General features: G+C 64.2%; 15 protein-coding genes and 1 tRNA gene. 5 read left to right on the forward strand and 11 right to left on the reverse strand.

Translation table 11 applies throughout. The features are described 5' to 3' along the window. Positions 1–222 precede the first annotated feature (222 nt). Both QX073_RS20700 and QX073_RS20705 read left to right on the forward strand, forming a co-directional pair. Positions 223–873, forward strand: a complete 651-nt coding sequence (locus tag QX073_RS20700; RefSeq protein WP_316226278.1) for an NYN domain-containing protein — start codon at positions 223–225, stop codon at positions 871–873. Continuing rightward, the gene (locus tag QX073_RS20705) at positions 854–1,537 is read left to right on the forward strand and encodes a uracil-DNA glycosylase (RefSeq protein ID WP_315711389.1); all 684 of its coding nucleotides are present in this window, start codon (positions 854–856) and stop codon (positions 1,535–1,537) included. Before QX073_RS20700 ends, QX073_RS20705 begins: the two co-directional genes overlap by 20 nt. A gap of 16 nt (positions 1,538–1,553) precedes the next feature. Here the strand turns inward: QX073_RS20705 and QX073_RS20710 are convergent, their stop codons facing one another. From QX073_RS20710 to dapA, 4 genes are read right to left on the reverse strand one after another with little or no spacing between them, the layout of a single operon-like run. Beyond that, positions 1,554–2,138 carry a peroxiredoxin gene (locus QX073_RS20710; RefSeq protein WP_316226279.1) on the reverse strand — a complete coding sequence of 195 codons (585 nt, stop codon included), beginning with the start codon at positions 2,136–2,138 and terminating at the stop codon, positions 1,554–1,556. A 56-nt stretch (positions 2,139–2,194) separates the two neighbouring features. Beyond that, complete coding sequence (gene smpB / locus QX073_RS20715) at positions 2,195–2,668, reverse strand: SsrA-binding protein SmpB (RefSeq protein ID WP_315711387.1); 474 nt, start codon at positions 2,666–2,668, stop codon at positions 2,195–2,197. Beyond that, on the reverse strand, positions 2,668–3,084 hold the full coding sequence (gene mscL / locus QX073_RS20720) for a large conductance mechanosensitive channel protein MscL (RefSeq protein WP_315711385.1): 417 nt from the start codon (positions 3,082–3,084) through the stop codon (positions 2,668–2,670). The genes smpB and mscL overlap by 1 nt, the downstream gene beginning before the upstream one ends. Positions 3,085–3,111: 27 nt before the next feature. Next, positions 3,112–4,002: a 4-hydroxy-tetrahydrodipicolinate synthase gene (gene dapA, locus QX073_RS20725; protein ID WP_315752947.1), complete on the reverse strand. Its 891-nt coding sequence runs from the start codon at positions 4,000–4,002 to the stop codon at positions 3,112–3,114. Between the two features lie 310 nt (positions 4,003–4,312). Between dapA and QX073_RS20730 the strand changes: the two genes are divergently transcribed. Beyond that, a complete protein-coding gene (locus tag QX073_RS20730) occupies positions 4,313–6,679 on the forward strand; it encodes a lytic transglycosylase domain-containing protein (RefSeq protein ID WP_316226280.1) in 2,367 nt (788 codons plus the stop codon). A 101-nt stretch (positions 6,680–6,780) separates the two neighbouring features. Here the strand turns inward: QX073_RS20730 and QX073_RS20735 are convergent, their stop codons facing one another. Together QX073_RS20735 and QX073_RS20740 are read right to left on the reverse strand one after the other, a co-directional pair. Continuing rightward, entirely contained in the window at positions 6,781–8,310 is a 1,530-nt protein-coding gene (locus QX073_RS20735) for a porin (RefSeq protein ID WP_315827232.1), read from the reverse strand. A gap of 674 nt (positions 8,311–8,984) precedes the next feature. Further along, on the reverse strand, positions 8,985–10,514 hold the full coding sequence (locus QX073_RS20740) for a porin (protein ID WP_315752949.1): 1,530 nt from the start codon (positions 10,512–10,514) through the stop codon (positions 8,985–8,987). A 400-nt stretch (positions 10,515–10,914) separates the two neighbouring features. On the opposite strand from QX073_RS20740, the gene QX073_RS20745 reads away from it, so the two are divergent. Beyond that, positions 10,915–11,436: a MarR family winged helix-turn-helix transcriptional regulator gene (locus QX073_RS20745; RefSeq protein WP_316165147.1), complete on the forward strand. Its 522-nt coding sequence runs from the start codon at positions 10,915–10,917 to the stop codon at positions 11,434–11,436. Between the two features lie 66 nt (positions 11,437–11,502). On the opposite strand, the gene QX073_RS20750 is transcribed toward QX073_RS20745, so the two are convergent. Both QX073_RS20750 and QX073_RS20755 read right to left on the reverse strand, forming a co-directional pair. Next, positions 11,503–12,597: a hypothetical protein gene (locus tag QX073_RS20750; RefSeq protein WP_315752950.1), complete on the reverse strand. Its 1,095-nt coding sequence runs from the start codon at positions 12,595–12,597 to the stop codon at positions 11,503–11,505. A gap of 569 nt (positions 12,598–13,166) precedes the next feature. Next, entirely contained in the window at positions 13,167–14,696 is a 1,530-nt protein-coding gene (locus QX073_RS20755; protein WP_315711375.1) for a porin, read from the reverse strand. 744 nt (positions 14,697–15,440) lie between these two features. Between QX073_RS20755 and QX073_RS20760 the strand changes: the two genes are divergently transcribed. Then, positions 15,441–15,534 (forward strand) — tRNA-Ser (locus tag QX073_RS20760). A gap of 128 nt (positions 15,535–15,662) precedes the next feature. Here QX073_RS20760 and QX073_RS20765 read toward each other — a convergent pair. The 3 genes from QX073_RS20765 to gatB all read right to left on the reverse strand — a co-directional run bounded on the left by QX073_RS20765 (position 15,663) and on the right by gatB (position 19,358). Then, on the reverse strand, positions 15,663–16,016 hold the full coding sequence (locus tag QX073_RS20765) for a hypothetical protein (protein WP_316171404.1): 354 nt from the start codon (positions 16,014–16,016) through the stop codon (positions 15,663–15,665). A gap of 198 nt (positions 16,017–16,214) precedes the next feature. After that, positions 16,215–16,481 carry a hypothetical protein gene (locus QX073_RS20770; protein WP_315711373.1) on the reverse strand — a complete coding sequence of 89 codons (267 nt, stop codon included), beginning with the start codon at positions 16,479–16,481 and terminating at the stop codon, positions 16,215–16,217. Between the two features lie 1,398 nt (positions 16,482–17,879). Next, on the reverse strand, positions 17,880–19,358 hold the full coding sequence (gene gatB / locus QX073_RS20775; RefSeq protein ID WP_315752953.1) for an Asp-tRNA(Asn)/Glu-tRNA(Gln) amidotransferase subunit GatB: 1,479 nt from the start codon (positions 19,356–19,358) through the stop codon (positions 17,880–17,882). Positions 19,359–19,363: the final 5 nt, after the last annotated feature.

Raw genomic sequence — 19,363 nt, forward strand, 5'->3', positions numbered from 1 at the left:
CAACCTTGACTGGCGCTCCGTCCAGACCCGTGGAATTCGGGCCTTGGACAAGAAAACGCTTCATTACGTCGTCACAAGTGCGCCTTTGTTGCCCCGACCACTCCTGTTTGCGGTAACCTCACACCAGATGGACCGCCGACGCCTTGGCAGTATCTTGAAATGGAATGCGCGACCGACTGGAGTCGCGCCAAAAATAGAATCTAACTGAACGCGAGACACTGAATGTCATCTTCGACCAACAAGATTGCGCTCTTCATTGACGGCGCCAACCTATACGCCACGGCCAAGACGCTCGGCTTCGACATTGACTACAAGCGCCTGCTCAAGGAATTTCAGAGCCGCGGCACGCTGCTCCGCGCGTTCTATTACACCGCGATCATCGAGGATCAGGAGTACTCGTCGATTCGGCCCTTGATCGACTGGCTCGACTACAACGGCTATACGGTCGTCACCAAGGCGACGAAGGAATTCATCGACGCCAGCGGCCGGCGCAAGGTCAAGGGCAACATGGACATCGAGCTCGCCGTCGATGCCATGGAACTCGCCGAGCATATCGACCAGATGGTGCTGTTCTCGGGCGACGGCGACTTCCGTTCGCTGGTCGAAGCGATGCAGCGCCGCGGCGTTCGCGTCACCGTGATCTCGACCATCTCCAGCCAGCCGCCGATGATCGCCGACGAGTTGCGCCGCCAGGCCGACGTCTTCACCGACCTCATGGAGTTGCAGTCCAAGCTCGGCCGCGACCCATCGGAGCGCCCCGCCCCGCGCGAGCCGCGCCACCATTCTCCGCAATTCCTGCAGCGCTCGACCACGGCGCCCGCCCGTGCCACGACCACCACCACCACGCCCAACGATGACGATTTCGAGGACTAGGCGGACGGGCACTCAGCCTGCGCCGCCTGCCCCGTCTTCGACCAATCCCGATCGAGACTGTCCGCTGTGCCCTCGCCTCGTTGAGTTCCGCGAGGCGCAGCGCGCGCGTGAGCCGTCATGGTTCAACGCCCCGGTGCCGTCGTTCGGCGATCCCGACGCGCGCCTCCTGATCGTCGGCCTCGCGCCAGGGCTGCAGGGTGCGAATCGCACCGGGCGCCCGTTCACCGGCGACTATGCCGGGGAGCTGCTCTACGGGACGCTGCTGCACTACGGATTTGCAAAAGGCCGCTTCGAAGCCCGCCCCGACGACGGGCTGACGCTGGTGGACTGCCGAATCAGCAACGCGGTGCGCTGCGTGCCGCCGCAGAACAAGCCGCTGCCGGCCGAGATCAACCAATGCCGGAGCTTCCTCGGCGCCACCATCGCCGCGATGCCTCGGCTGCGCAGCATCGTCGCGCTCGGCCGCATCTCCCACGACACGCTGCTGAAGCTGCTGGGCTTGCGCGCGGTCGCGGCGCCGTTCGCCCATGGCGCCGTGCACCAGGCCGGCGGGATCCGGCTGTACGACAGCTATCACTGCTCACGCTACAATACGAACACCGGCGTGCTCACGACCGAGATGTTCCACGCCGTGTTCGCGCGCGTGAAGGCGGATCTGGATTAGTTCGGCCGCCCCACCCTCACGCGGCAGATGCGCGGTTGTCCTTCAGCCACGCCAGCACGTCGCCCGCGTTCCTGTCCGGTGGAAACACCGGATAGAACACGTGGGTGATGCGGGCGTCGTCCACGATCATGGCAAGCCGCTTGATCATGGTCAGCCCGGCGATCTCCATCGTCGGCAACCGCAGGGCATTGGTCAGCTCGAGCTTTTCGTCCGACAGCACCGGAAACGGCAGGTGCAGGCGTGAGGCCATCTCGGTCTGATAGGCATTGCTCTGCGTCGACAGGCCGAACACATGCGCGGCGCCGGCCGATTTCAACTCGCCGAACAGGTCGCGGAAGCTGCAGGTCTGCGGCGTGCAGCCGCGCGCACCCGGGATCATGTCCCAGTCATCGACGAGCGACACCTTGCCGGGTTCGCCGGTCCGCGGATAGGCGAACACGACGGTCCGTCCTGGCAGATCGGACAACGTGACCAGCGTGTCGTCGGTCGCACGCAGTCCGATCGCGGGAATGATCGTCCCGACCAGATGATCGGCTGCGCCGTCGTCGGTCGGAGCCGGAATCCGGCTCCAGTCGACGTCCAAGAGGTTCTTCTGATTCATCGGATGCTTTCCCAAGGCTCAGGCGTGCCGCCGAGGAGCGCGCGGCAAAGGTCTCGTTAGCCGCGCGCCCGCAGCAGCCGGCCCTTCTCGCGGCCCCAATCGCGCTTCTTCTCGCTCTCGCGCTTGTCGTGCAGCTTCTTGCCCTTGGCGACGGCGAGCAGCAGCTTGGCGCGGCCCCGCTCGTTGAAATAGAGCTTCAGCGGGATCAGCGTCATGCCTTCGCGCTCGACCGCGCCCATCAGCTTGTTGATCTGCTTGCGATGCAGCAGCAGCTTGCGCGGCCGCTTCGGCTCGTGATTGAAGCGATTGGCCTGCAGATATTCCGGAATGTTGGCGTTGATCAGCCAGATCTCGCCGTTGCGCGAATCCGCATAGGATTCCGCGATCGTCGACTTGCCGCCGCGGACCGACTTCACCTCGGTGCCGGTCAGCGCGATGCCGGCCTCGATGGTGTCCTCGATCGCGTAGTTGAACCGCGCCTTGCGATTCTCGGCGGCGACCGTGATCTTGGGTTCGTTCTTTTCAGCCATCAGGACTTTTTCAGGAGATCACGGATCTCGGTCAACAGCTCGACCTCGGCCGAGGGCTTCGCCGGCGCCGCGGGGGCTGCCGCTTCGTTCCGCTTCAACCTGTTTATCACACGGATGATCATGAACAGCACGAAAGCGATGATGAAGAAGTTCAGGGTCAAGGTCAGGAACTGTCCATAGGCCAGCACGGCACCCTGCTTCTTCGCGTCCGCAAGGTTGCTCGCATTGACCGTCTTGGACAGCGGGATGAAGTAGTTCGAGAAATCGAGGCCGCCGGTGATGGCGCCGATGATCGGCATGATGACATCGGCGACGAGCGAGGTGACGATGGCGCCGAAGGCCGCGCCGATGATGACGCCGACGGCGAGGTCGACGACGTTGCCCTTCATCGCGAATTCACGGAATTCCTTCAACATGCTCGCGTCCCCCTCAGATACGTCGGCTCAGTTGATCAGTCCGGCATGAACCATCGCCTCGCGCACCGCGACCCGGGTCGGCTCCGACACCGGCACCATCGGCAGCCGCAGCTTCTCCTCGATCTTGCCGAGCAGCGACAGCGCGTATTTCACCGGGGCCGGGTTGGACTCGATGAACAGATTGGTGTGCAGCGGCATCAGCTTGTCGTGGATCTTCAGCGCCGTCGCGACATCGCCCTTCTGCCAGGCCTGGTGGAATTCCGAGCACAGCCGCGGCGCGACGTTCGACGTCACCGAGATGCAGCCATGGCCGCCATGCGCCATGTAGCCGATGATCGTCGCATCCTCGCCCGAGAGCTGGTTGAACTCCTCGCCCATCGCGGCGCGCTGCTGCGACACCCGCACCATGCTCGCGGTGGCATCCTTCACGCCGGCGATGTTCTTCAGCTCGAACAGGCGCTTCATGGTGTCGACGGACATGTCGATCACCGAGCGCGGCGGAATATTGTAGATGATGATCGGAATGCCGATCGCGTCGTTGATCGCCTTGAAGTGCTGATACAGGCCTTCCTGCGTCGGCTTGTTGTAATAGGGCGTCACCACCAGCACTGCGTCCGCCCCCGCCTTCTCGGCGTGCTGGGCGAGCTCGACCGCCTCCTTGGTCGAATTGGAGCCGGCGCCGGCGACGACGGGCACGCGTCCCCGGGCCTCGGCGATGCACCACTCGACCACCCGCTTGTGCTCGTCATGACTGAGCGTCGGGCTCTCGCCCGTCGTGCCGACCGGCACGAGGCCGTTGGTGCCCTCGTCGATCTGCCAGTTCACAAGGCTGCGAAAAGCGGCCTCGTCCACGGACCCGTTCTTGAAAGGAGTGACCAAGGCGGTGAAAGAACCCCGGAAATTCGTCTTGGCTGCCATGAAACTCCCTCCCAAACGCCGTTTGGCCCCTGTGCGAGCCACTTCATACCGGGTCTACCGACGGGGCGGAAGGCCCGCCCGCGGCTGGGCTGCCTTCTCAACAGGCACACGAATCGCGCGAATCGCTTTGCCGAGGCCCGCGATCACCCTTCGCTGAAGCCCCACGGCCCGCACGCCGCCCTTCGGTCGTGATTTCGCCGCGGTGTTGGCGCAGGTTGCAGTCCTTCCCGGTATATTTAGGATTTGTTCACCTTTTCGATAGACCCATGTTGGTCAGGGGATCGAAGTCATCCGCCGCAAAAGGAACGCCGTGCCCTTTTCTGCCCGCGCCACTGCATTGCGATCGACCGCCCTGTCGGTGTCACTCTCGGTGTCCTTGGCCGCCGGCCTGACACTCGGATGGGCTCTCGCCGGACATAGCGCTCTCGCCAAGGACCAGGCCGCTGGGTCCAAGGTTTCGGGATCCAAGGTTACAGGAGCCAAGGCTCCCGCGACCAAGGTTCCGGTGCCGAAGGCGCGTCCGATCGCGCGCAGCGCGGTTCCGAAGACGAACACCCACGAGGCCGCCGGGACCAAGAGCGAGGTCGACGCGCGGGCCGAGGCGAAGGCCGAGGTCAAGAGCAGCCCCAAAGGCGCCGGCGAGACGCCGCGCGCGGCCCCGAGGGACATCACCCCCAGCGCGGCGGCTGCAAGCCTGCCGGCCCGCCAGCATGCCGCCCTGCCCGCCTCCCGCAAGCTCGTGGTGCCGGCTGCGATCGCCGTGACGTCCTCGACCTCGCAGTCCGACAAGGACGCGCTCGAAAACGTGATCGAGCTCGTCCGCAAGCGCAAGCCCAGCGATGCCACCGAGGTCGTGCAGGCGATCTCGGATCCCGTGGCGCGCAAGCTCGCGGAGTGGGTGATCCTGCGCAGCGACAACAACAATGCCAGCGTGGAGCGCTACCGCGCGTTCATCGCCGCCAACCCGTCCTGGCCGTCACAGAGTTTCCTGCGGCGCCGGCTCGAGGCCGCCTTGTGGGACGACAAGCGCGACGATGCCGTGGTGTGGTCGTGGTTCGAGAACGAATCGCCGCTGTCGGCCAAGGGCAAGTTCGCGCTGGCCCGGGTGATGCTCAATCGCGGCGACCGCGCCAATGCCGAGCGCCTGGTGCGCGATGCCTGGCGCAACGACGCGATGTCCGAGGAGACCGAGAACAACATCCTGGACCAGTACGGTGCCCTGCTGTCCGGCGGCGATCACAAGGCGCGGATGGACACGCTGCTGTATGGCAGCGAGCACGAGGCCGCCATGCGCGCTGCCCGGCGGCTTGGCTCGGGCCACGTGGCGCTGGCAAAAGCGCGAATCGCGGCCTACCGCAAAGCCTCCAACAGCCAGAGCCTGCTCGATGCCGTGCCGCGCGAACTCCACGGCGATGCAGGCTACATCTTCAGCCGCATCCAACTGCTGCGGCGCGATGAAAAATTCGCCGAGGCGGCGCAGCTGATGCTGAACGCGCCCAAGGATCCCGGCCGCCTGCACAATCTGGACGAATGGTGGATCGAGCGCCGACTGCTGGCGCGCAAGATGATCGACACCGGCGAATATCGCAGCGCCTACCTGATCGCGCGCGACGCGGCGCTGCCGAACCGCGACATCTACAAGACCGAGCAGGAATTCACCGCGGGCTGGATCGCGCTGCGTTTCCTCAACGATCCGGCCACCGCGGCCCAGCACTTTGCACGGATCGGCGTCGGCAGCGTCAATCCGACCACCCTGGCGCGGGCCGGATATTGGCAGGGCCGCGCGGCAGAAGCGATGGGGCGCATGCAGGAGGCGCGCGCGGCCTATACGTCGGCCGCCGAGCAGTCCACGAGCTACTACGGACAGTTGGCGCGCGCGAAGCTCGGCCTGCCGCAGCTCGGCCTCAATGCCGCGCCGAGCGGCCGCGGACGCGGCGTCGAACGGCTCGAGGTGGTGCGCGCGGTGCAACTGCTCTACGAGCTCGACGAGGGCGAGGTCGCGATCCCGATCTTCGCCGACATGGGCGACAACGGCGACCCCGACGTGCTGGTCGGAATCGCGGAAATCGCCGCGCGAAACAGCGATGCGCGAGCGATGCTGCTGGTCGGCAAGGCCGCGCTCAATCGCGGACTGCCGTTCGATCATTACGCCTATCCGGTCACGGGCATCCCCGCGTTCCGGGCGCTCGGGCCGGAGGTCGAACAGAGCGTGATCTTCTCGATCGCGCGCCAGGAGAGCGCCTTCAACCAGGCCGTGGTCTCGCCGGCTCAGGCCTACGGGCTCATGCAGGTCACGCCGGATGCGGGTCGCTACGTCTGCAAGCGCGCCGGCGTCAGCTTCGATCTGAACCGGATGAAGACCGACCCGGTCTACAACGCGCAGCTCGGCGCGGCCGAGCTTGGCGGCCTGCTCGAGGACTATCGCGGCTCCTACATCATGACGTTCGCGGCCTACAATGCCGGCCGCGGCAGCGTACGGAAATGGGTCGAGCGGTATGGCGACCCACGCGATCCGAAGGTGGACGCGGTGGATTGGGTCGAGCTGATTCCGTTCGCGGAGACCCGCAACTACGTGCAGCGGGTGATGGAGAACCTGCAGGTCTATCGCGCCCGCTTCGGCGGCGGCTCGCGGCTGCAGATCGAGGCCGATCTGCGCCGCGGCGCTGTGGTGGAGTAGCGAGTAGCGAGTAGCGAGTAGCGAGTAGCGAGTAGCGAAGCCTGGGCTCCGCTCCGTCGTCAACTGCTGTTCGTTACTCCCTATTCGCCATTCGCCCGCACTTACCAGTTGCGCTGGGCACGCACCAGCAGCGAGACCGAGTCCTGGTCCTTCAACTGGTAGGTCGTGGCCGGCTTGGCGACCGCCGCGACCGCCGGTGCGTTCGCCACGCCGGTGAACTTCTGGTCCAGCCGGGTCCAAGCGACGTCCGCAGAGAAGGTCAGATTCTTGACCGGCGTCCAGCGCGTGATCACACCCACCGTCGAGATGTTGAAGTCGGGGTTGCAATTCGCAGGCGTGATTCCGAGAGCGACCATGCCCGCACCGTTGCAGATCAGTCCCTTCGCGGTGTTGTTGTATCTGACGCCGCTCCAGGAGCCGTAGACCGCCGTGTTCCAGAACGGATCCCAGTTGTGGGTAAAGGCACCCCGGAAGCCGTAGGTGGTGGTCAGCTGCTGCTGGGTATTCGCCCCAAACACCGAATCCGACACGCCGGCGAAGCCCAGGCTCTGGAAAGCGCCGGCCATGTTGCTGCCGCCGTACATCGCATAGTTGATCGGCGCGAGGCTCTGGAAGTTGTAGCGGCTGGCACCGTTGGTGTAGACGCCCTGCAGATTGATGGTGTCGCCGGCGCCGGTCGGGATGTTCTTGATCGACAGGGCGAGCTGACCGGCATAGCCCCATTTGTCGGCGGGATGCCCGGTCGTCTCGCTGGCACCGAAGAAGGCGGCGTGATTGTCGTGTGCCGCGAAGGACGCCTGGAACAGGCCCCAGGCCTGATCGACGCGCACCATGCCGACGATGTCGGGCGCGACGTTGCCGCCGAAATTCGACGTGCCATAGCTGCCGGTGAGCACGCCGGCGGCCGTCTGTCCCGCCGTATTCCAGATCTGCGACTGCGAATACTGCGTCGCATCCTGGGCCGAGATCGCGGCCGTGATGCCCGAACCGAAGTCCGCGGTGTAGGTGAACTGGTTGACGCCGGTGATGGTGCCGCCGCCTCCGGTCAGACCGTCGAAATTGTTGCCGGGGTAGTTGGCCCAGGGCGCGTCGAACTGCGACACGGCCTTACCCATGGTGAAGCCGGCGAACTGGATGAAGGCATAGAAGACGCCGATCCCGCCTTGTGCGATGTTGCCGTCAGCCTGCGCTCCAGGCGCGCCCGCCGTCGAATAGGCAGTTGCGCCCGTGGCGGAGCCGGTCCCGGCATAGCTGCCCCCGGTCCACTGGAAGACACCGTCGAAGAAGGTGCGCACGACGCCATATTCGGTCGCGGTGCGGGTGTCGATGTTGAGGTCGGCGCGCGAACGCGTCGTGTAGTAGTTGCTGAGACGATTTCGCCCGCCGGCGACGCCGTTCACGGCATTCTGGAAGATCGTATTCGTGCCGAAGCCGGCCTCGACCCGCAGATAGCCGCCGAGCTTGATGCAGGTGTCGGTGCCCGGAATGTAGAAAAATCCGGCGCCGTACATCGAGCAGACCCTGACATACTCGACCGCTTTGGCCTTGATCGGAAGGTCGGCGGCCTGAGCCCCACCCATGGCGAGCAACGCCGCCCCTGAGCCCAAAACAAGGCTCCTCACAGTCTTCATACTAACCTCCAAATTGCTCAGTTCAGACCGGCCCGGCTCGACATCGAACGACCGCCCCAACGGTCAGCCCGTCTCCAGCTGCACCACAGTGCCCGCGCATAGCGTTGCAGTGGGAACGATCGCGAGGCAGAGTTGGTGCTTTATCGGACCATTCTCGTGACCGGCCGGATCACGCATGTGGCACGGCCGCGGCACGGCGCGCGGTCGCCGGATCTCCAAGAGTAATGTGTCGGGGAAGACTTTCGCCGCCGAATGCGTGTCGCGGTCGTGGCGGGAATGCAGCAGGACGGACGTCGAGAACCGCGGCGAGCGCGAGGCTCAAACTCTCTGGCCCCGTCATCCCGGCGATCGTGGCACGGGCCCTCGCCCGCCCGAGATCACGCAGGCCAAGCTTGGCTCAAACGCGCGGTCGAACCGAGCGAACCCGCTGACCGCCTCTCACGGATGTTTGAGCCGCATGGCCACGAGGCGGTCGCGAAATTCCATCCAGATCGTATTGCGTCGCGTGGCCGCGCGGTGTGGTTCTCGGGCGGGTCGGCAGCATGTTTGTCAGCGACAAAGCGGCACGGTGAGGAATGCGGGTCTCGGTGCTGGAGCACGCGCTGGCGAGGCAAAGAAAAACCCCCGGCAGTTGCCTGCCGGGGGTTGGTCAAACCGTCGTGAGACGGTCTGGATCAGAAGTTGCGCTGAGCGCGGAGCAGCAGGACAGCCGACTGCTGATCCTTCAGCTCATACACCGCAGCCGGCTTGGCGACAGCGGCGGCAGCCGGGGCCGTGACCGAACCCGAGTGCTTCTGGTCGAGCCACGAGTAGGCGAAGTCGGCCGAGAAGGTCAGGTTCTTGACCGGGGTCCAGCGCGTGATCAGGCCGATGGTGGCCAGATCGAAGTCCGGATTACAGGTCGAACCCGCGTTGAAGGTCGCAACCACGCCGGGGCTGGTGCAGATCAGGCCCTTGGCCGTGCCGTTGTAGCGGACGGCAGCCCAAGACCCGTAGATCGCAGTGTTCCAGGCCGGGTTCCAGTTGTGGGTGTACGCACCGCGCACACCGTAGGTCGTGGTCAGCTGCTGCTCGCCACCCGTGGTGAACACCGAGTCGCCCACGCCGGCAATGCCGAGGCTCTGGTAGGCACCAGCCAGACCCGTGCTGCCGTACATCGCGTAGCTGTTCGGCATCAGGCTCTGGATGTTGTAGCGGCTCGCACCGTTGGTGTAGACGCCCTGCACGTTGATCGTGTCGCCAGGTCCGGTCGGGATGTTCTTGATCGACAGGGCCAGCTGAGCCGCCCAGCCCCACTTGTCGGCCGGGTGGCCGGAGGTCTCGGACGCGCCGTAGTAAGCGACATGGTTGTCATGCGCCGCGAACGACGCCTGGAACAGACCCCAGGCCTGGTCGACACGGACCATACCGACGAAGTCCGGAGAGACGTTGCCGCCGTAGTTGCTGGTGCCGTAAGCACCACCGATCACGCCAGCCGCCGTCGAACCCGCCACGTTCCAGAGGTTGTTCTGGTAGTAGGCGGTCGCATCCTGAGCCGAAACGGTGGCCGTGATGCCGGAGCCGAAGTCAGCGGTGTAGCTGAACTGATTGACGCCAGTGACCGTGCCGCCGCCGCCGGCGAGACCGTCGAAGTTGTTGCCCGGATAGTTCACCCAGGGCGTGTCGAACTGCGACACGGCCTTACCCATGGTGAAGCCGGCGAACTGGATGAAGGCATAGTACACGCCGACCGAACCCTGCGCGATATTGCCGTCAGCCTGTGCGCCCGGCGCACCAGCCGTCGAGTAAGCGGTCGCACCGGTGGCCGAACCCGTGCCGGCATAGCCGCCGGAGGTCCAGCTGAAGGTCAGGTCAGCGAAGGTACGGACCACGCCGTACTCGGTCGCCGTGCGCGTGTCGATGTTGATGTCCTGACGAGCGCGGGCCGTGTAGTAGTTGCTCAGGCGGTTATGCGCACCACCCTGGCCGCTGAACGTGCCGTTGAAGTCGCTGTTCGTGGCGATCGCCGTTTCAGCGCGGAGATAGCCGCCCAGCTTGATGCAGGTGTCGGTGCCGGGGATGTAGTAGAAGCCCGCACCATACAGGGAGCAAACCTTCACATACTCGACCGCTTTGGCCTTGATCGGAAGGTCGGCCGCCTGAGCCGCGGACATGGCGAGCAGAACTGCCGCCGAGCCGAGGACAAGGCTCTTAACCGTCTTCATTTAAACCTCCAAGTTGCTCTTTTGAGAAAGAACCGGACCAAGATCCCCCAGGACGATCCGCTTCCTCTGCTCCCGAAAAACCGCTTCAGCCGCTTCGCGCCATCGGACACACCCGCATCACGCGAGGGACTTAAGCGAACCACCTGTCACGGGACGATCGAGTAACCCCCCACCGTCATCAGGAACTATGCCTTCGCTCATTCAGTAAGCAAAATAGTTTATGCAGTCAGGTAATTGAATGAAGCCGAAATGTGTCTTGGGGGCAACACAATGGCAGCTTGTTGTGCAGCGCACGGGGGACGGCCGATGTCCTCCTAGATAAGTGATTTTGTTGCGGATTTTTTTTCTTTAGGGTCGAGCTTCGTACTGGAACTCCTGAGCAATGGCGCCCTTGAAGAACATGTCTGCCGCACCTGTGGAAGCGGACGCGCAACCGAAGACTGTCGAACATCTGCCGAAGAATCGCGACGCCATTCTTCGCTTCGCCCGGGAGATCTCCACGATCAACGTCCATCTGGAGGAGCTGAGGTACTTCTGGGCCAAGAGAATCGGCATCAGTGGCCCGCAATGGATGATCCTGATGGCGATCTCCGAGCTGGATCAAGGCGAGGGAGTCGCCGTGAATGCGGCGGCCAAGCGGCTGCACGTCGACCCTTCGTTCGTCACGACGCAGTCGAAGCTGCTCGAGAAGAAGGGCTTCATGGAACGCAAGCCCGCCCCCAACGATGCGCGCGTGGTCCGGATGTCGCTCACCACCAAGACATCGGAGCAGTTCGCCGAGCTGGAAGCTCAGCAGGCGCAGATCTTCAGCTTCATCTTCGAGGAATTCGACGCTCGCGAGCTGGCGACCTTCACGGACAAGCTGGCTGGCCTCAAGGACCGTTTCGAGAAGGCCAGCGCGCGACTCACGATGGGACTCTGAGCCCCCCCGAGGCGGTCACGGCCCGACCGCCTCTTACGGGGGAGCTGGAACAGACATGCGGTCGCGTCAGCCTGGAGGCCGCTGAGACCCCGCCAGACGCTTGGCGATCCAGTCGAAGACGAAGGCATCGGCCTCGAGCCAATCGGCGCCCGCGCTGGAGACGATCTTCAGAGTGATGTCCGGGTGCTCGCGCTTGATCTGCGCGATCAGCCGGGTTGCGATGTCGGCCCGCAGCCAGCCACGCTCCGGCACCGTCACCAGCAGCGGACACATGATCTGCCGGGCCGCCAGCCCATCGCTGGCGATCGACAGCCTGCCCCGCTCGCCCGCACCGGGTCGGCGCGACAGGAAGACGCGCTCGTGAATATCCCACAAGCCGGCGTCGCAGACCGCTGCAGCATAGCGCGGATCGAGTGCGATGCCGCGCGCGACGAAGGACGAGCTCCAGTCATCCGCCAGGATCGCGATCCGGCCTTCGTCCACGTCGTCACGGGACGTCGCGTAGTCCATCACGCTTGCGATGGCTGATTCGAGATCGCGACGGCCGACGATCTCCTCGAAGCGGCAGTCCGGTCCGCTGCCCAGCAGATCGACCACCAGCAGCGCCAGGCCGCGCTGCTCCGCATGGCCTGCAAGCTTGAACAGGGAGGTTTCCTTGCGACGGCCGGGCTCACCGATGCAGATGACGGTGGGCGCCCTGCCTGCCTCGCAACGCGCCGGCAGGAAATAGGCTTCGAGCGGGTAGTCGGCGCGCCAGTGAATTGTGACGACCTCTCCTTGCGGATCGGCACCGCGCAGGAATTCGCGCGCACATTCGCGCATGCGGGACAGCACGACGGCCTGGCGGGAGCGTGAGCTGCTGAACGGACAGGCCGCAGCCTCATAACAATCGATCGCGCGCGACCATTTGCGAAACGCCAGCTCGGGACGGCCGCTGCTCACGGCGTCGGCGGCGGCAGCCTTCATCGCATCCGCGCATTGCATCCACTCGCGATACCAGGACTCGTCGTCGCTGGCCTCGATCCGCTGCGCAACCGCCAGACATTCCGCAAGCTCGGCCCGGCCCTCGGGCCGCGCTTCCAGCAGCCGCGTGATGGCGCCCGCCAGATCGTCTTGGTCGGACCACGGACGCAGCACTCCCACAGAGCCTTCCGAACTCATCTTTGGACTCATTCCTCACTGGCGTGACGGTGTGGCCCCGTCATCTGGCGGTCATGGTGACCATCCGGCATTTCCCGGTCAAGCCGATGCGCAACGATTTTTGGAGAGACGATCGATGTTTGCGCTGACGGCACGGCCTGCGGAGATCACGCCGAGGCACTGCAATCGAGACGCAACGTCAGATGCTGGGCGGCGAGGAGATCCCGACATGAAGAAGCCTCCGGCGGGGCATCGCCAGAGGCTTCCTGGGGTCTAACATCGTATGATCGTCGTCTTGCGTCGGTGGTGAATGATTACTCAGGCATGACAAAATTAGCTTATCAACTCATCTGTTTTCAACACCATTTTTAAAAAAATGCCAACACGCAGCCAAACTACTGAAACGAATGCGATTTTCGAGCCACAGGCAATCGGATCCCTTGCTCAATTGCCTCGATCCGCCGATTTGGCATCGATCGCTGCTTGAGCGAACCAGACCCGGTGCCGCGCCGGAATGGGCGCCCGCACACAAGCAAAAACCCCCGGCAGTTTCCTGCCGGGGGCTCTTGAACCCGATCAGACGATCAGGATCAGAAGTTGCGCTGAGCGCGGAGCAGCAAGGACACCGAGTTCTGGTCCTTGAGCTGATAGACCGCAGCCGGCTTGGAGGTCGTGGTCGTGGCCGGAGAAACGATGTTGCCCGAGTACTTCTGGTCCAGGTTGGTCCAGGCCACGTCGGCCGAGAAGGTCAGGTTCTTGACCGGGGTCCAACGGGTGATCAAGCCGAGCGAGGAGATGTTGAAGTCGGGGTTGCAGGTGAAGCCTGCGCCCGCGATCGCACCCATCGCCGCGCTGCCGCAGATCAGGCCCTTGGCAGTGTTGTTGTAGCTCACGGCAGCCCACGAACCGTAGATCGCCGAGTTCCAGGTCGGGCTCCAGTTGTGGGTGTAGGCGCCACGGAAGCCGTAGGTCGTGGTCAGCTGCTGCTCACCGCCGGTCACGAAGACCGAATCGCTGACGCCAGCGAAGCCGAGCGTGCCGTAGACACCAGCCGTGCTGCTGCCGCCGTACATCGCGTAGGTGGTCGGCACCAGGCTCTGAGCGTTGTAGCGGCTCGCACCGTTGGTGTAGACGCCCTGGATGTTGATGGTGTCGCCGGGGCCGGTCGGGATGTTCTTGATCGACAAGGCCAGCTGAGCAGCCCAGCCCCACTTGTCAGCCGGGTGACCGGTGAGCTCGGTGGCGCCGTAGTAGCCGGTGTGGTTGTCATGCGCCGCGAACGACGCCTGGAACAGACCCCAAGCCTGGTCGACACGAACCATGCCGACGATGTCCGGAGAAACGTTGCCACCGAAGTTGTTGGTGCCATACGAGCCGCCGATGATGCCGGCCGCGGTGATGCCCGACACGTTCCACATGTTGGTGGTGTAGTACTGGGTCGCGTCCTGCGCCGAGATCGCCGCAGTGATGCCCGAGCCGAAGTCGGCGGTGTAGGTGAACTGGTTGACACCGGTCACGGTGCCGCCGCCGCCCCACAGGCCGTCGAAGTTGTTGCCCGGGTAGTTGGTCCAGGGCGCGTCGAACTGCGACACGGCCTTACCCATCGTGAAGCCAGCGAACTGGATGAAGGCGTAGTACACGCCGATGCCGCCCTGGGCGATGTTGCCGTCGGCCTGAGCGCCAGGAGCGCCAGCCGTCGAGTAGGCGGTCGCGCCGGTCGCGGAGCCCGAGCCAGCGTAGGTGCCGCTGGTCCAGGTGAACGTCAGGTCAGCAAAGGTGCGGACCACGCCGTACTCGGTCGCGGTGCGCGTGTCGATGTTGAGGTCCTGACGAGCGCGGCTGTAGTAGTAGTTGCTGTTACGGTTCATGCCGCCGGCAACGCCGTTGACGGCGTTGTTGTACTGGCCGTTGCTGGCGAACGACGTTTCAGCACGCAGGTAGCCGCCCAGCTTGATGCAGGTGTCGGTGCCGGGGATGTAGTAGAAGCCGGCGCCGTAAAGCGAGCAGACCTTCACATATTCAACCGCCTTGGCCTTGATCGGAAGGTCAGCTGCCTGAGCCCCAGACATGGCGACGAGAGCGGCCGCCGAGCCCAGGACAAGGCTCTTGATCGTGTTCATAATGTTAAACCTCCAAGTTGCTCAGTCAGGGAAGGTTCCGCCTCCGCTGGGTGAGAGACACCCTTGGGGTTGGACCCGTTATCCCTCTTCGACCCGTCGCTCAGCCGCTTCGCGCTATCGGACACACCCGCATGAACGCGAGGGACTTGAGCGAACGACCTAAACGGGACGACGTTGGGATGCCCCCCTTCGTCGTGCGAGCAGAATTACCGAAGGCCTTTGCACACGCAACAAAGGAACCATCATTGCGGCGCTCGAGCGGCGCCTTTTCGGACCGGTGTTGCACAAAAGGCACGGAACCGTGGTTCTGCGGGAACACCTAAGTGGCTGTTTATGTTGTCGTTTTGTGACAACGCAATTTGGGGTGCTCAAGGCCGCGAGCACTCGCCCGCCAGGAACCCGCCCCAAGTCAGGCGTCTGGGACCACGAATCCAGCCCACGCGCTGAACGAGAATCGGGCTGGAGGACGATGCCGTCTGCGCCCCTACCACCGGCCGCCTTTGCAGACGACCCTCTATATTAGGGGTCCTCCGTGTCAGGGACCGTCGAGAGGGCCGGCGCCGCCCGTCGACTTCCACGCCGTGCCGCCGCCGATCAACGGCAGGCTCAGCTCGCATCGATGGCCGAAGGTGAAGAGCACCGTCCGCACCGGTCCAGCGAAGCCGCGGCCCTGTGAGGATTTCGAAACCGCATGCAATCTGCCGCTTGCGGCTCAGCGCGGCGTCGGGCATACCGACCCTCGCCGGAGACGTGGCCGAGTGGCTGAAGGCGGCGGTTTGCTAAACCGTTATAGGGTTGTAAAGCCCTATCGAGGGTTCGAATCCCTCCGTCTCCGCCAGCCGCCCCTGCGCGGTCAACAGCCCCTCCCCCTGATCATCCGCCTCAACGCCGAGCCGTTCACGCACCTGCCGGATCGCAACGGACCGTGGCCGTCGTGATCACGGTTGCCGCTCAATCACGCGCGGTTCAATCGAACAAGCCACGGCTGATGTTGATCACGAAGGCGGCGGGCACGCCGATGATGGTGCCGACGAACCCATAGCCGAGCGCAGCCCACCATGACGCTGCGCCTCCTGCTCCCATCACGGCACCATAGATGGCGCCGAGACCCGCACAGAGGGCGGTCACCACGACGAGGCGGCGGTCATTATGAGCCTCGACCCGCAGACGCTTCAACTCGCGCCGGCTCTGCACCGCAGGCCCGGCCGGCTCGGTCGATCCACAATGCGGGCACGCCACTGCGCTGAAGGAGACACCGCTGCCGCAGTCATGGCAGTCGTACAGCTCTTGCCGCCGCGCCTGTCGCCGTGCCTGGCCCATGCCGTCAATCCCGCTTGTCTGCGTCACACCGAACGACAGATAGGAGATTTATCGGCGCGCGACGAGGCCCGCTTCCGACGAGAATGAACGATCGGGCGCGGGTGGCCACCCCAGCACCCCGGTTCGCGGCCGGCAACACTGGCGCGTGCGGCATGCTCACGCCGAAAGCGAGATCCGCCAAGCCGCGGCTTAGCTCGCTCAGTGCGCGGTCATCCAGGCGCGCGCCTCGCGCTGCGCGGTCGCGATCTCGGCATCCGACATCTGCTCGGCGACCTCGCGGCGCATTGCCACGGCGTCGACGCGCCCCCTGAGGGCGGCGAGATTGAACCATTTGTGCGCAGCGATCAGATCGACCATACCGTCGCGACCGCTCGCATAGAGCATGCCGAGCTCGAACAGCACATCGCCGCTGGCGCCCTGCTCCGCGGTGGTCACGTCATCAAAATTGAGTTGTCCCTGAAACATCGTCGCTCTCCTTCGCTCGAGGAGGCGGCCGGTCACCCGAGCACGCCCCCGTCCAACTGTTCAACGCCTGGTTATCCCCATGCCGTCTCGCGGCTTATGCGCGAAGGATGACCGATCAAGTTTGAAAGGCAGTTTAAACATCGTGCTGAACGAGCCCTGAACGCGGAGCCCCGCATTTTCCCGGGCCGGCTTCAATGCATTGATTCGAAATGGATTCTTCAACTCGGCAAAGAGCGGTTTACCGTTCTGTTTGGCAAACTCATAACCATCCGCGAAAGCGCCTCACCGCGCTGGCGCGGAGCGCACCACGCCGTTGGTCAACAGCCGCACCGGGACTGGACACGTCTCGACAGCACGTGCGGGGGATTGCGCAGCGCGGTACGAGCACGGCTGCGCCGAGCTGCTGATGATGATGCCGTTCGTCTATGGGAAGGTTGGAGGCACACAGTCGCCAAAGGCGCAGTGCTCAAGGATCGAGGGCGTCGGCGAACACGTCAGGATCAGATCCCACTCTGGCTGATAGCCGCTCGTGAGATTGCAGACCGGAAACGCGATCTGCACCGAACGAAGAAATCCTGTTTCTTCTGCCGGACCGTACCGCGAGCGAAGCCGCCCTCGAGTTCGATCCGACCGTTGACCTGATGTCTCGCCGACACCCTCTATCGTCTGTTGGAGCTTCAGGAGATCCGCCCGGCTCTCGAGGAGCTATGCCGACCTGCGTTCCAACGACGTGCCGGCATCAGTTGCCGGACTCATCTCGCAGAGGACTGCGAGAGTTACTTCTTCTTGGCGACCTTCTTGGTCTTCTTGGCAGTCTTCTTCGCCGCGGTCTTCGCGACCTTCTTCACTGCCTTCTTCGCCTTCTTCGCTTTCTTGGCCATGTTGCCCTCCGATGTGAGATGGCTTAGTCGATGCGTGCACTCGGGAATCGAGCTGCACTCCTCATCGATACACCAACGAGTGAAAAAAAACAGCTTCCGGCTTAAGGAAGTGTTGACAGGCGCGCGCGTGTGCGGCTGACGAAACGCGCGAAGCAGCGCGTCGATCGATCGAGAAAATACAAACGTCTCCCCGCGCAAGGCCGCGATCGCAACTAATCGAGATTGCGCAAAAAGCCTGTGCTGCAAGTATTTTTCTGAACGGCTGAACGGCACGGCGCACGCGACGACGCCGGCGTGTCGGCGTGCAGACTCGCATGGTGAGAGCAACGCGCGGACTCTGAGTCGTAAATTTTGGCAATGAAAAAATTTTCATTGCACACGCCCTCGTGTGCGTTCGAACGCTCGGCAATGGTGGCTTTTTTGCGAATCGCGTGCGGCGATTCGCCGGACCGCGACGCCAAGACAAACGGCGCGCACCATGTGCGCGCCGCTGGAAACGAAGACGGGCGATCGTCGTTCAGATGCCGAGCTTGCTCTTCAGGAGATCGTTCACCGCCTGCGGGTTGGCCTTGCCGCCCGACGACTTCATCACCTGACCGACGAACCAGCCGGCGAGCTGCGGCTTGGCCTTCGCCTGCGCGACCTTGTCCGGATTGGCGGCGATGATCTCGTCGACCACCTTCTCGATCGCGCCGAGGTCGGTGACCTGCTTCATGCCGCGGCTCTCGACCAGCTCGCGGGGGTCGCCGCCCTCGCTCCAGACGATCTCGAACAGGTCCTTGGCGATCTTGCCGGAGATGGTGCCTTCGCCGATCAGCGCGACGATCGCCGCGAGCTGGGAAGCCGACACCGGCGAGGACGCGATGTCGCGGCCCTCCTTGTTGAGCCGGCCGAACAGCTCGTTGATCACCCAGTTGGCGGCGAGCTTGCCGTCGCGCGCCCGCTCGGACAGCGCCTCCAGGACGGCCTCGTAGAACGCAGCGCTCTCGCGCTCGGCCACCAGCACGGAGGCGTCATAGGGCGACAGGCCGAAATCCGCGATGAAGCGCGCCTTCTTCTGGTCCGGCAGCTCCGGCAGCGCAGCCTTCAGCTCGTCGACGAAGGCCTGGCTGAATTCGAGCGGCAGCAGGTCCGGATCCGGGAAGTAACGGTAATCGTGCGCCTCCTCCTTGGAGCGCATCGAGCGCGTCTCGCCCTTGTCGGGATCGAAGCGGCGGGTTTCCTGCTCGATCACGCCGCCGTCCTCGATGATCTCGATCTGGCGCCGCGCCTCGGCCTCGACCGCCTGGCCGATGAAATTGATCGAGTTGATGTTCTTGATCTCGCAGCGGGTGCCGAGCGGGCCGCCCGGCTTGCGCACGGAGACGTTGACGTCGGCGCGCAGGCTTCCCTTCTCCATGTCGCCGTCGCAGGTGCCGAGATAGCGCATGATCGACCGCAGCTTGGTGACGTAGGCCTTGGCCTGCTCGGCATCGCGGATATCCGGCTTGGAGACGATCTCCATCAGCGCCACGCCGCAGCGGTTGAAGTCGATATAGGACAGCGACGGCGACTGGTCGTGCAGCATCTTCCCGGGATCCTGCTCGATGTGCAGGCGCTCGATGCCAACAGTGGCGGTCTTGCCGCCGTCGAGCTCGACCGTGACCTCGCCCTCGCCCACGATCGGGTCCTTGTACTGGCTGATCTGGTAGCCCTGCGGCAGGTCGGGATAGAAATAGTTCTTGCGGTCGAACACCGAGCGCAGGTTGATCTTGGCGTTCAGACCAAGCCCGGTGCGCACGGCCTGGCGCACGCACTCCTCGTTGATGACCGGCAGCATGCCCGGCATCGCCACGTCGACCAGCGAGACGTGGCTGTTGGGATCGCCGCCGAACGCGGTCGAGGCGCCCGAGAACAGCTTCGACTTCGAGGTGACCTGGGCGTGGATCTCCATGCCGATCACGACCTCCCAGTCGCCGGTGGCGCCCTTCATCAGCTTGCCGCTGGTTGCCGTCATGGCCC

Origin of the sequence: Bradyrhizobium sp. SZCCHNS3052, from assembly GCF_032484495.1 — a bacterium.
Lineage (GTDB): Bacteria > Pseudomonadota > Alphaproteobacteria > Rhizobiales > Xanthobacteraceae > Bradyrhizobium.

What these genes read in the sequence shown, in the direction of transcription:
- QX073_RS20705 (WP_315711389.1), top strand. Translation starts at nt 854, where the DNA reads ATGACGATTTCGAGGACTAGGCGGACGGGCACTCAGCCTGCGCCGCCT.
- dapA (WP_315752947.1), bottom strand. Translation starts at nt 4,002, where the DNA reads ATGGCAGCCAAGACGAATTTCCGGGGTTCTTTCACCGCCTTGGTCACT.
- mscL (WP_315711385.1), bottom strand. Translation starts at nt 3,084, where the DNA reads ATGTTGAAGGAATTCCGTGAATTCGCGATGAAGGGCAACGTCGTCGAC.
- QX073_RS20750 (WP_315752950.1), bottom strand. Translation starts at nt 12,597, where the DNA reads ATGAGTTCGGAAGGCTCTGTGGGAGTGCTGCGTCCGTGGTCCGACCAA.
- QX073_RS20700 (WP_316226278.1), top strand. Translation starts at nt 223, where the DNA reads ATGTCATCTTCGACCAACAAGATTGCGCTCTTCATTGACGGCGCCAAC.
- QX073_RS20710 (WP_316226279.1), bottom strand. Translation starts at nt 2,138, where the DNA reads ATGAATCAGAAGAACCTCTTGGACGTCGACTGGAGCCGGATTCCGGCT.
- QX073_RS20765 (WP_316171404.1), bottom strand. Translation starts at nt 16,016, where the DNA reads ATGGGCCAGGCACGGCGACAGGCGCGGCGGCAAGAGCTGTACGACTGC.
- gatB (WP_315752953.1), bottom strand. Translation starts at nt 19,358, where the DNA reads ATGACGGCAACCAGCGGCAAGCTGATGAAGGGCGCCACCGGCGACTGG.
- QX073_RS20755 (WP_315711375.1), bottom strand. Translation starts at nt 14,696, where the DNA reads ATGAACACGATCAAGAGCCTTGTCCTGGGCTCGGCGGCCGCTCTCGTC.
- QX073_RS20770 (WP_315711373.1), bottom strand. Translation starts at nt 16,481, where the DNA reads ATGTTTCAGGGACAACTCAATTTTGATGACGTGACCACCGCGGAGCAG.
- QX073_RS20735 (WP_315827232.1), bottom strand. Translation starts at nt 8,310, where the DNA reads ATGAAGACTGTGAGGAGCCTTGTTTTGGGCTCAGGGGCGGCGTTGCTC.
- QX073_RS20745 (WP_316165147.1), top strand. Translation starts at nt 10,915, where the DNA reads ATGTCTGCCGCACCTGTGGAAGCGGACGCGCAACCGAAGACTGTCGAA.
- smpB (WP_315711387.1), bottom strand. Translation starts at nt 2,668, where the DNA reads ATGGCTGAAAAGAACGAACCCAAGATCACGGTCGCCGCCGAGAATCGC.
- QX073_RS20740 (WP_315752949.1), bottom strand. Translation starts at nt 10,514, where the DNA reads ATGAAGACGGTTAAGAGCCTTGTCCTCGGCTCGGCGGCAGTTCTGCTC.